This is a genomic window from Synechococcus sp. Lug-A (assembly GCF_024345655.1).
Classification (GTDB): domain Bacteria; phylum Cyanobacteriota; class Cyanobacteriia; order PCC-6307; family Cyanobiaceae; genus MW101C3.
On the sequence record NZ_JAGQBN010000013.1, the window covers coordinates 14,770 to 26,747 of the forward strand.

An 11,978-nucleotide genomic window follows, 5' to 3' on the forward strand; every position below is an offset into this window, starting at 1 on the left:
AGAAGCCGTGCGGGAAAAGCCTATGTGCCAGACACCGTTGGGCCGCGCATCAACGCTCAATAAGAAATCCGCCTCCCGCTCCGTTTCCACCCCAGCAGCGCCGCCAGGTCAGAGCCGCGCGCCTTCCAGTAGGCCTGCACTCCCGCCACAGCGACATCGTTGCCGCCTGACGGCCCGTTGTAGACATGCCAAAGCGTCTGCTCCTGGGCTAGCGGCTCCGGGCTCGCCGGCGGGAACGCCAGTTCCTTGGACTTGGCGGCGGCATTCGGCTGCAGGATCACCGCTTTCACCCCCTGGTGCGCCGTCAGCCAGCGCAGCCACAGCATCGCCAGGCACAGCAGATCGCCCTGTACCGCCGGGTCGTTCACGCCGTGGCAGGCCGCCCGAACCAACGGCGGCACCTCAACCTGCGCCGTTTCCTCCATAGCGGTGTGATCCAGCCATGCCAGCTCCAGCCGCCAATGGCGCAGCGGTTCGGTCTTCACCAGGGCGTGGTCGTCGGGCTGGCTGCTGGCGGCCAGCAGTCGCCGCAGCCGTTCCCGTAACTGCCCCGCTGCTTCCAGATCGGCCTGCAGATAGGCGAGCCGCTCTGCCCGCTCCAGTGCCCGGCGCCGCAATGGCGTGAGCTGCTCGCCAACACTCAACGCATCGATCGTGCGCAACAGCCCCATCGCCACCGTGAGACGGCCCCGCCGTTGGGCCAGCTCCGCCGCCCGCCAGAGCTTGCCGAGCCGATCGGCACCCTCGGCCGCCGGTAGGGCGCAGTAGCGCGCCAGCAGGGCGTCTGCCTCCGGCAGCAGCTTCGCCGACGCCTGCTGCAGATCGTTCAGCAGCGCGGCTTGATCAACTACCACAGGTTCACCACAGCGCCATGGTTGGCGATCGATCAGGGCTTAGCGCAGGGCCAGTGCCTTCTCTGAACGGCTGGGAGCACCAGCGACCACCCGCTGGCGGATCTCCACAGGCAGCTGGCGTGCGAACGGAATCCGCGAAAGCGCCAGCTCCACCATCGCCGCGCCGTTGCCATACAGCGCCTGATAAGCGGAGAAGTTGTCCCAGCTCTCACGGCTGAACTGATTGCCGCGCGCGGTGGCGAAATAGGTTTCGCACAGCAGGCCGTTGGCCCACACCAGTGCGTGGCGCTCCAGCTCAATCGAGTAGTACGTCACCGTGCCGGGGTGCCACTCCTCGAGTTGGCGGATCGTGCGGCCATTGATGAGCGCTTGCGCTTTCCCCAGGCAGCCTTCAATCAAGAAGGCGTGGTTGGAGGTGCAATGAATCGCTTGCTCCGGCCCCATGCCCCCCAACGCTCCGGCTTCGATGCAGATCGGCATGTGGCCAGTGGAGCGCAATTGCCACAGCGTGCGGGTGGTTTGCCCTACAAAGCGCACGGCATGAGTGCCCGATGGCGTGAGCACCTCATCGCCCACCTCCAACGCCGCCACATCCTTGCTGCTGCCATCCGCAAGCCGCACGCTTGTGCCCTCAACGAGGCACAGAACCAGAGGGTCTGCCGATGAAAACGCCTTGTATTCAACTTTCGATTGTACGAGTTCGTCGTTCGTGGCAAGAACATAGGTGCGATCAGGATCCAGGCCTTCAGGTGCGCCTTCAGAGGGTTTGCCGCCTTCGGAGCCAGGCACATCGAGCGCAAAAATAGGATAGTCTTCATGGGAATATCCTGTATAAGTATAGCTTTCCTTCCCGTCGCTGGGGGTCACCGTCACCGTCTCTCCAATGGTGAGTTTGCCGTCATCAGCTTTTTCTGGCTCATCAAGCAGGATTTCTTTGCTCAGTGTCGATTCCACCGTGAACGAATCTCCGCTCTTATCGGGAAACTTGATCTGATAGAAATAGTTATAATTTTCTTGGGCCATGATTTCAGCATTGGATTTCGCACAGTTACCCGTCTCCCAAGTGCTCGCAAGAATTGTTTAAAAAATCTAGTTTGACTCTGTTGATGTTCCGTGCTATCAGCTGTCGCTTGGTTTTGCTGCCATGTTCGGCTCGCTCCTCCCGTTGATCGCGCGCCTGGCGCCCGATCGGCGGTGTCAGCTGCGCCGGGGGGCGCCAATGCCAGCCCGGCTGCTGGCCCCTAGGGTTTTCAGCATGCTTGAGCTCGAGCCATTGCTCCACCGCCTCGACCAGGCGGTTGCCGCCGCCCAGGCTGGCCAGGGCAACGCACAGCCAAGCGATCTGCCAGCTGATCAGGCCACTGATCCGCTCAGTGAGGTCTGCGAACAGTTGGCGGATGTTCTGCTAGGGCAGGGCCTCACCGCCGCCGCTGCCCGCTGGCGCACCTGGGCCCTGCTGCCACCGCCTGCACCCCAGCTTGCTGCGGCCATCGCTGAGGCCCGCCAGGAATTGACCCGCTTTGGGCCTGATCCCCATGGGCAGCTGCCGGTCGATCCCGTGGCGGCGGCCCGCCAGGCGCTGGCGCTGCAGCTTGATTTACCCGCGGCCGCCCAGGTGGCGGCCTGGGCTCGGGCCCTGCTGGCGGCGGGCGATGGTGCCGCCGCCGTGGAGTTGTTGCAGCGGCAGGCCGTGGCCAGCGGCCTCAAACCGGATCACTGCAACGCCATGGCCTCCGCCTTGCTGCAATTGGAGCAGTGGTGGGAAGCCGAGCGCTGGCTCTGCACCAGCCTCAGCAAGCAGCGCAACCAGCCGCGGCCCTGGTTCTTGCTGGCCCGTCTGTTGCTGCAGCAGGGCGTGCTCGATGAGGCCTTTGAGGCCGTGCAGCAGGGCCTTGCCCGTGATCCCACCAGCGATTGGGGCCGTAACCTGCGCGCCCGCATCCTGCTGGCCGGAGGCAGCTGGCGCAGCTACGACCTGCTCACAGCCGACCCCCAGGGGCTGCCGAGCGATCCAGCGCTTCGGCAGGATCTGCAAGACAACGCCCAGCGCCACCGCTTGAGCCACCGCACGGCGGCGGACGCACCGACGACTGACCTGCCCCTGGGTGAGCGGCTGCGGTTGCGGCACCTGTTCTCGCGCGATGGCTTGGTGGTGGTGTTGCACGGCCATCCCACCGGCGCCCTGCACTGGTGCCTGGCCCAGGAACTGCTGCCCGAGGGCCTTGAGGTGCAGCCGGTGGCGAGCCGTGAGCCCCTGCTGATGGCGGAGGCCCTGGCAACGGCGGGGCTGCGTTGCCGCAGCGAACAATCCTCCCCTCTGCTGCGCCAGCTGGCTGCCGACGCAAACCAATCCGTGGCGCTGCTGGTGATCCAGCGGCCCAGCGGCAGCAGGTTCCCCACAGCGCTGGGCCTCCTGTGGCCGAAGGTGGCCCATCTGCTTGCGCCCGTGGGGCTGGTGGAGCCGCCGGGCTTCAGCGCTGTGGCCTCCCTGGGCGGCTGGCAGCTGCTCGCTTCAAGCCAGTGATGACTGAATCTATACGAGCGTGAAGCCTACCCAGCACATGCTTTTGATTTTCAAGTGCAATCCTTAATACCATTTCCGGATCAAGAAAGTTGTAAGCGATACAGCTATCGGCATGTGCGCATGGCGTAGGGTGGATCCATCGAGTTGGTCCGTTACGAGCCATGTCCTTCATTGCGCCCCCTGCCTCAGATATCTTTGGCACAAGGCCAGTTGATGAGGAAGGTGGGGGACTACTCCCCCTGGAGCCAGTGGATCCAGGCACTATTGATGATTTTGTCGGGGAGCGCACACAGGTTGATGGAACCAGCGGCCCTGTCGAAGTTGGTGGTGTTGGCGCCTTTTGGGCAACCACGCCGGCTCCCGCCGGTGAAACGAACGAAATTCTTCTGACGGGCGAGAACAACACCCTCAGCCTCGGTGCTGGTGCAACCAATGTGCAGGTGCAGGGCAGCGGCAACATTGTTGAAGCTCAGCAGCAAATTGGTGTGATTGACAGCCCCAAGGTGATCAGCCTTGGTGATTTTGGTGGCGGCAACGACTCCAACGACCCCAGTGTCACGGTCGATCTGACCAGCACCACTGCTGGCAACGAAATCGGTTCGACAACTACCATCCTTGACGCGGCTGGTGGTGGCCAGTTGGGCACCGACTTCCAGAACTACGCCGTCGGCGGCACCGGCAACGACACCATCTACGGTAGTAGCGGCTCCGACTTCATCCGCGGCGGCTCCGGTGACGACGCGCTCTATGGCTTCGGTGGCAACGATCTCATCCGCGGTGGTTCAGGGTCTGACTTCGTCAGTCTGGGTACCGATGGCAACGACACCCTCTACTACACCTCCGATCAGCTCGGCGGCGGCGATGTCGACACCGTCAGCGACTTCACCTTTAGCGACGACAGGCTGGCCTTCGACGCCGCTGCTGTTGGTGGCCCCAACAACTTCAGCGCATTCTCTGGCTTCGGAACCTCCACCCTTACTGTCACCGTCGGCGGCAACATCACTCAAGTGGTGGCTGGCAACGGCTATCTCTGGGATCAGGACGACATTCTCTTCGTGGTTTGATAGCCGAATCAGCCGGTTTGCGGCCCTTTGGTTAGCCCTCCCTCAGCCCGCTGGTTTTCGATTGAGATCCGCGCAGCTGCACCCACTTCTGGCTTGCCGCTGCAGCTCAGCTTCAACCTGAACGACGGCAGCAAGGCGCAGCATCATGTGCGTCTTGCTGAGTCTTCTTGTTCGGGGATGGTGGTGCTTCCGTTGGCGGATCAGCCGCTCGCGGTCCAGGCCGTCTTGCCGGATCGGCCCGGCTCACCGCTTCAGGTGTCCTGGCGCCCCATCACTCCGCGGCTGGCGGGCCTCGCCATGGCCCGCCAGCTCTGCGCCGAGGATCCGGCCACCCTCTTTCACGATGGCCTCGAACTCCATCGCCAGCTGGAGCCCCTGCCTCCCAGCCAGGCGCTCACCCGCCTCTGGCAGCGCTACGCCTGCTGGCTCGTCGAGCGGCCCCGCCCCTTGCTGGCGCCGCATCCCCTGGAAGGCCGGCCCTTCGCCGATGGTCGCTTCCAGCCGCCTGCCGCTGAAGCCACCGTGGCCCGCCTTCGCACCCTCTGGCCGCTGCTGTTGCAACGGCTCAAGCCCGCTCCCACCGTGAGTGTGGTGCTGCCGCTCTTCGGCCAGGAGGCCGTCACCCTGCGCTGCCTTGAAAGCCTGGTGCAGGAGCAGCTGCGCCGGCCCGATCCACCGGCCAACCTCGAGATCCTCCTCCTCGACGACGCCTCCCCCGCCGGCTCCATCGATCAGCTGGTCGCCCTGGTGGCCGAACTCGACAGCAAGCACCTGCGCCTGCTGCGCCAGCCCGACAACCTCGGCTACCTGCGCACCTGCAACAGCGGCGCCGCCAACGCCACCGGCGAACTGCTCTGCTTTCTCAACAACGACACCGTTGTGACCACCGACTGGCTCACCGAACTGATCGGCAGCCTGGAGGGCTTTCCCGATGCAGGCCTGGTGGGCCCCATGCTGCTCTACCCCGATGGCCGCCTGCAGGAAGCCGGTGGCATCGTCTGGCGCGATGGCAGCGCCTGGAACTACGGCCGCGATGGCGATCCCACCGACCCCTCCTATGGCTTCTGCCGCGACGTCGACTACGTGTCCGGTGCCTGCCTGCTGATGCGCACCGAGCTGTTTCGCCGCATCGGCGGCTTCGACAGCCGCTATGCCCCCGCCTACTACGAGGACACCGACCTGGCCATGGCCGTGCGGGATCTCGGCTACCGCGTGCTCATGCAGCCCCTTGCCCGCGTGATCCACTACGAAGGCCTCTCCAGCGGCCGCGACCACGACAGTGGCCCCAAGCGCTTTCAGGAACGCAACGCCCGCCTGTTCCGCAGCAAGTGGGAGCGGCGCCTGCAGAGCCATGCCGAAAACGGCAGTGCCGTCTGGCACGAACGCAACCGCGGCCGGGTGGGCCGCATCCTGGTGATGGAGGCCAGCCTGCCCACGCCCGACCGCGACGCCGGCTCCCTCTACATCCTTCACCTGCTCACCGATCTGCTCGCCCTCGGCTGGGATGTGAGCTTTCTCCCCACCGACAACCTGCTCTGGCAGCCCGACTACGGCACCCCACTCCAGCGCCTTGGTGTGGAAGTGCTGGTGCACCCCTGGGTGCCCTCCGTGAACCAGCTGCTCGAAGAGCGCGGCGATCACTATGAGGCGATCCTGATCGCCCGGCCCGAAGTGGCCGACCGTTGGCTCGAAGCCATCAAGACCCACGCCCCGCTCGCTCGCCTCCTCTACTACACCCACGATCTGCACCACCTGCGCATGGAGCGGCAGCTCGCCGTTCAGCCCGAGGCGATCAGTCGCGAGGCGATCGAGCGCATGCGCGCCTGCGAGAAGCGCATCCTCGACATCGTCGATGCCGTGCTCTACCTCAGCGAAGAGGAGCGCCGTCAGGCCGTGGAGCGGCTCAGCCCCCGTGCCGCCGGTTTCGTGCTGCCGCCCCGCGTGCGCCGTGAAGCCCTGCCCAGTTCCTTTCATGAGCGGCAGGGGGTGCTGTTTCTCGGTGGCTTTGGCCACCCCCCCAACGCCGATGCCGTGCTCTGGTACGTGCAGGAGGTGCTGCCCGCGTTGCGTCACCTGGCTGGTGATGCCGCCGTGCCCCATTTCCATGTGGTGGGTGCCAACCCCCCCGCCGCCATACAGGCCCTCGCCGGTGAGGGTGTCACGGTGCATGGCTATGTGGCCGATCTGGGGCCCCTGCTCAGCCGCCTGAGGGTGTGCGTGGCGCCTCTGCGTTTTGGTGCCGGCGTGAAGGGCAAGATGCTCACCGCCATGGCGGCCGGCTTGCCGCTGGTGGCCACTGGCGTGGCGGCCGAGGGGCTGGGGCTGCGCCATGGCCTCACGGCCCTGCTGGCCGAGGATGCCGAAGCCTTCGCGCGTGATGTGCTGGCTCTGCATTCCTCCGCCGAGCTGTGGGAGCGCCAGGTGGAGGCAGCCACCGCCCACCTCGAAGCCGGCTGGGGCGCCGCCGTGGTGCGCGAACACCTGGCAGACGCCTTGCGCGCTTTGGGCCTGCCTGTGGCTCCGGTGTCCAGGCCCCTGCCGGAGCAACACTGGCCGCTCCCCCTGGGCGCCGGTCCTGAAGGCCTGCTCAGCTTCTACAACCTCCGATGAACCCTGGCGCACAGGCGGGCGTATGGATCCCGCTCGATCAATTGCTCGCGCTGCCACTGCCGGCCGAGCCCCTCGCCTGCCTCTGGCGCGAGCTGCTGCGTGTCCTGCCCCCCGCTGCTGTTCGCGAACGCCAGGCCCTCGAGCAGGCCCTTCAGGCCCATGAGCTGCGCCGTGTGGAAGCCCTCTGCGAGGCCGGGGAGATCGAGGCGGGGCTCAGCCGGCTCGAAGCCCTCGCCGCTGGCCTCGAGCCCACCGCCCTGGCGGCCCTGCTCCATCGCTTGATGCCCGGCCTGCATCGCCGGCTGGTGGAGCAGGCCGGGCCCTCCCCTGCCCCGGAGCTGGTGGCTGACCCACTGCGCGCCGAGCAGCTCTGGCAGGCCGATCGCTGGATGCGCCGGCTGGAGGCGCTGCCTCATCAGGAGACGGACCTTCGCTCGCTGATGGCCGAGCACCTCTGCCGCTACGGCGCGATCGCCTGGATGTCCCAGCCCGGGGCAGCGGCCCGCTGGCGTGCGGTAGAGCTGCTGCAGCGGCTGCTGCAGCTCCTGCCGGAGGCCCGTGATTGGGTGGTGCCGGCCATCCGCGACCGATTGCTCCAGGGCGTGCAGGAGCTGGAACACGCTGAAGCACTGGCCGATCCCCAGCACCTGGCCCAGCTCCTCCAGGCGTGTGCCGCCATGGGACACGACCCGCAGATGCCGGAGCAGGCCCGCGAAGCGCTGCACCTGGCGGTGTTCCGTGGCCATGCCGCCCTTGAGGTGTGGCAGAACCTGGAGCAGCTCAGCCCCCAAGCTCCTTGATCGCCTGTTGGAGCTGCCGCAACGCGCAGGCCTGCAGCGCTCCCTCCAGCTGCGCGCAGGCGGCCCCCTCGCGTCCTGCCTGCATCAGCGCCAGGGCTGCCTGCTGGCGGCGCACCTCCCCTTGAAGGCCGGGCGTGATGGCGCCAAGGTGTTCACAGGCTTGCTCCAGCCATTCCCCTCCAGCCAGCTTTTCTCCAGTCGTCATCGTTTGGGTTGGAAGGCCGCCGCGGCCATGGTGCCCAGATAGGGGTTGAGCCGGTGTTCGCCACGGTGACCCGTATGGCCGCAACACAGATCGATCACACTGCCCACATCGACGCCCACCCCACCGCGGGCCTGAATCGCCCCCACGTAGATCTTGCCCAGCAGCCCACCGCTGACCAGCACCAGTTGCCCCGGTTCCACGCTCCGCTCGATCCACGCCAACACCCGGTGGTACACCTGCGGGTAGTGGGCGTCAGGACGCACTGTGCCCCTCCAGTGCGGGTCCTCGCCCGGCAGGGGTACGAAGGTCACCGGGCTGTTCCTCAGTGCCGGCGGCAGCGCCGCTGCAATCACCGCGTCGACCCGATCGAACGGCGGGCGGTGGAAGGCGCCATGCAACAACAACTGCAGATGCAGATGCCAGCCACCCGGCCAGGTGGCTGCCGGGGCGACCGCCAGGTTGGCGGCCACCTGCAGCGTCTGTTCAGGGCCCTGCAGGCACTGCCAGAGATCAGGGATGGCTACCACATCGGCCATGCCAAGCGCCTGCCGGAACCGCTCCAGCAGCTGGTGGTGCTGCTCTGCGTCCAGATGGCCGCCGGCCGCCGCCAGGGCTGGATCGCGGACGTCGCCATTGCTGGTGGCGCCCTCCAGATCCGTGACACGACCCGCTAGATGCATGCCCTCCCCGTCACCGAGACGGATCACCCCGAAGCCCCGCCCCTCGCGCAAGGCGGTGGTGATGCGCTCCACCAGCCCATCCAGCCGGGCGGGATCCGCCACCTGCGGGTGGTCCCAGCTCTGAAAGGGGCGCCGCAAGCTTGGGTCAAGGCGGCTGTAAACCCCCGCGGCACGGCTGCACACTTCAGGGCTGGCGCCCAGGGTGGCCTCCAGCACCCGCGCCGCCAGCACAGCGGCCTTGGCGGGCTCCATCGGCGTGCCCCGCAACAGCACCAGGCTGTCCGCGGGGAACTCCGGCAGCAGCAGGGAGAGCTGCGCAGGATCGAGCCTGGCCTCCAGCAGGCAGGCCAGCAGCTGGCGGCTGCTGGCATCCAGCTGCCCGGCATCGGCAAGCAACGCCTGGGCGGCTTCCTGCAGGGGAGCGTCTGGTTCAGCGCTGGCGATCTTGATCCGCAGGCGATGCATCCGCACCCACAGGTCGTCCGCCGGCAGCTGTCCCAGTTGCCTGGCCGCAACCGCGAGATGCTCGCGGTTGCGGGTCAGGCAGGCGGCCTCGCACAGACCGAACACAGCGCTGTGGCTGTCCCCGGTTCCTGCCATATGGTGCTGCGCCAGGTCCGTGAGTGCCGCCAGCGGATCAGGAGCTGCCCACACAGCGGCGACCAGATCCAGGTGCGGGCTGGGTGGCGGATCCAGGTGCGGGGCAAGCAGTTGCTCCATGGCAGCAATCGTGGCGGCCGGGTCGGTCGCTTCAAACGGCTGGTTGCGCAGGTCGTCGTCCGCCGTCGCCGGGCTGTGGGTTGTGTCGCCCTGCTCCTCCACTGTGGTGCGCACCAGCAGACCGGTGGGCAGCACATCCAGCTGGGAGGCTCCCTCACATTGGAGGCGATGCCAGTGACCGATCGCCTCAGCGTGCGGCCCCGCGACCAGGCAGATCCCGGGAATCTCTGGGTAAAACCAGCCGATCTTGTGCTGGATCGTGCCCTCATGGGTGATGTAGGCCGTCGCCTCGGCCACCCGGGGGAGATAGTCCTCAAAGCAGAAGCCATGAAGCGATTCGAGGCTGTTACCGGGAAAAGCTTCACGGAGGATGGCGATCCGATCGGCGATGGCTGCGGCGCGCGCCTGGCTGCCTGGATCGTCGAGATTGTTGTGCTGATAGGTGAAGCCATCGAGGGCAATCCGCAGGCTTGGCCAGCGGTTGAGCAGACGACGGATCAGGCCGCACAGCAGCTCCACCTCGCCGCGTAACTCACGGCGCCCGGGCCCTCGCACCCCCAGCACCAGCAACGGTGGCCTCCCTTCCCGGGCGCTGGCGGCCGCAGGCGCCCCCAGAGCGGCCAGGGCTGTCCGGCGCGCCGCAGTGCTCACCCACATCGCCCCGACATGAACACTGGAGCGCTGCTGCAGAACCTCGGCTGGCAGGCGTTCCACGCCCTGCAGAGTGCCCAGATCGAGAATGCTGTCGCTGTCCTGCACCACCAGAAGCCGCTGGCCGCGCTGCCGTGCTTGCTCAAGCAGGTGCAGCAGGGGATCCAGCTCGTTCCAGAGGAAGTGAGCGAAGTTGGGGTCGCCGATGCGCACCACCGGCGCTCCGCTGGCTAGCGGGAGCGGGGCCTCTGCGCGGGCGGGATCCAGGGGCTGGGGGAGACTGGTCGCCAGGCTGAATCCGCTGCCGCAGCTATCCGAAATCAGTTCAAAAGGGGCCCCATCGCTGCAGCGATGCATCTCAAGATGATTGGTGCCTGCCGTGGTACGGCAGCATTGAAAGGAATAGTCGATCGCGTCAATTCTGACGACGAAGGGGGTCTCATCGACGATCCATTGCTGATATCTCTTCATGCTGCGCCTTAAAACCCAGGCATCAAGTTCCTGAAGTGATGCCCGGGCCATGGCGCCGGTGGCCAGTGAGCTCGAAGCGGCCCATTCTTCCTGGGGCACAGGTCTGGATGATTGGGTCAGTTGATGATCAATCCTGTCGCTCTGGCCCATGTCACGCAACTGTACGTCCAGTGTCTTCGTGCTCCGGGCCTTCACTGAGCACCGGACCGAGCGGCGTCGGTCGTGTCCCTAGCGCCAGGCCAGCCAACGGCGGCCAACGTCGTCGCACGGTGGCGGCAGTTGCACCAGCCTGTCTACCTTCGGCACGCTCAGAGCGCTGTCCATTGGCTCACAACGCCGTCCACAGCTCAAGCGCTTCCGCCAGCACCCCTTCCCGGCAGCGGCGCGCCAGCGCCGGATCGATCGGCTGGCTGGGTGCCACACCCACGTTGTGCGCCGGATAGCTGCGGCCTGCCGGCAGGCCCTCGCGCTCCAGATCGAGGAAGGCCAGGCAGCGGTGCAGCACCCGCTCGGGGTGGAGGGCCAGGTCTTCGAAACGCAGCACCAGCAGTTGAGACGCCGGCCATACCGCTTGCCAGCGGCGTAGCTGCTCGGCGTAGAGGCTGCCGCTCAGCGCATTGGGCCGAAACCAGCCCATCGCTGCCCGTTCCGCCCTTCCCATCGCCTCCAGCCGGTCGGCTTCATCCGCCAGCAGGGCTCCGGCATCACCCGAGAGGCCGATCAGGCTGTGCATGTGGCGCAGCCAGCTGAGTGCCCGATCCAGTGGTTCGCGCAGCAGCACGATCAGCCGCGCTTCCGGCACAAGGGCGCGCATCCGTTGCGGCGTTTCCGGGTTCTGCAGATAGTCAGGTGTGGCCTCCAGCCGCAGCAGCCCCGGGCTGCGCAGCGCCGGAAACTGGGCCCGGTACCAGGCCTCGCCCCGTTGCCAGTGGTTGTCGAAGAAGTGCAGTTCCTTGAGCGGATGCAGCCACACCCGCGGATGACCGGCCAGGTAGGCCGCCAGGGAGGTGGTGCCGCTCTTGGGAGCGCCGAGGATCAGCACCTCCGGCAGCCCACCGTCTGTTCCCGCTGCCAGGCGCCAGGCCGGCAGGCCCAGGCGGGCGGCCCGGCGGTTCAGGGCCATCGCTGCTTCGGGGTCGTCGTCCCGCAGCCAATGGGCCAACAGCGACAAGCCAAGGGAGTGGGGGGGTGCCGCCTCGATCAGCTGGCGCAGCTGGGGCAACAGCTCCTGACGGGCGGAGGCGTCGATCTGCAGGTAATACAGGCCCCGCAGGCTGCTGGCGTCCGCCGGATCCAGCGCCAGCACCTGCAGGTAGGCGGCAGCCGCGGCCTCGGGTCGGCCCTCAATCCGTGCCGCCGCCGCCGCCTGTTGGAGTCCTTTCGTTTTTGCCAGCAGCAT

General features: G+C 66.8%; 9 protein-coding genes. 4 read left to right on the plus strand and 5 right to left on the minus strand.

All coding sequences use genetic code 11. The features are described from left to right. Nucleotides 1-56 precede the first annotated feature (56 nt). Together KBY86_RS10580 and KBY86_RS10585 are read right to left on the minus strand one after the other, a co-directional pair. Complete coding sequence (locus KBY86_RS10580; RefSeq protein WP_255141063.1) at nt 57-854, minus strand: hypothetical protein; 798 nt, start codon at nt 852-854, stop codon at nt 57-59. 39 nt (nt 855-893) lie between these two features. Next, nucleotides 894-1,877 (minus strand): Hint domain-containing protein, encoded by a 984-nt coding sequence (locus KBY86_RS10585; protein ID WP_255141064.1) that lies wholly within the window; start codon nt 1,875-1,877, stop codon nt 894-896. 232 nt (nt 1,878-2,109) lie between these two features. On the opposite strand from KBY86_RS10585, the gene KBY86_RS10590 reads away from it, so the two are divergent. The 4 genes from KBY86_RS10590 (at nt 2,110) to KBY86_RS10605 (ending at nt 7,852) form a co-directional block, all read left to right on the plus strand. Further along, a complete protein-coding gene (locus tag KBY86_RS10590; RefSeq protein WP_255141065.1) occupies nt 2,110-3,378 on the plus strand; it encodes a hypothetical protein in 1,269 nt (422 codons plus the stop codon). Between the two features lie 161 nt (nt 3,379-3,539). Next, nucleotides 3,540-4,442, plus strand: coding sequence for a calcium-binding protein (locus KBY86_RS10595; protein WP_255141066.1), 903 nt, complete (start codon nt 3,540-3,542; stop codon nt 4,440-4,442). Between the two features lie 255 nt (nt 4,443-4,697). Next, nucleotides 4,698-7,052, plus strand: a complete 2,355-nt coding sequence (locus KBY86_RS10600) for a glycosyltransferase (RefSeq protein WP_255141067.1) — start codon at nt 4,698-4,700, stop codon at nt 7,050-7,052. Continuing rightward, nucleotides 7,049-7,852 (plus strand): hypothetical protein, encoded by an 804-nt coding sequence (locus KBY86_RS10605; RefSeq protein ID WP_255141068.1) that lies wholly within the window; start codon nt 7,049-7,051, stop codon nt 7,850-7,852. The genes KBY86_RS10600 and KBY86_RS10605 overlap by 4 nt, the downstream gene beginning before the upstream one ends. Here the strand turns inward: KBY86_RS10605 and KBY86_RS10610 are convergent. The 3 genes from KBY86_RS10610 to KBY86_RS10620 form a co-directional block, all read right to left on the minus strand. Beyond that, entirely contained in the window at nt 7,833-8,057 is a 225-nt protein-coding gene (locus KBY86_RS10610; protein WP_255141069.1) for a hypothetical protein, read from the minus strand. The two genes, KBY86_RS10605 and KBY86_RS10610, sit on opposite strands and share 20 nt — an antisense overlap. Then, a complete protein-coding gene (locus KBY86_RS10615) occupies nt 8,054-10,579 on the minus strand; it encodes a hypothetical protein (protein ID WP_255141070.1) in 2,526 nt (841 codons plus the stop codon). The genes KBY86_RS10610 and KBY86_RS10615 overlap by 4 nt, the downstream gene beginning before the upstream one ends. 328 nt (nt 10,580-10,907) lie before the next feature. After that, nucleotides 10,908-11,978, minus strand: coding sequence for a sulfotransferase (locus KBY86_RS10620; RefSeq protein ID WP_255141071.1), 1,071 nt, complete (start codon nt 11,976-11,978; stop codon nt 10,908-10,910).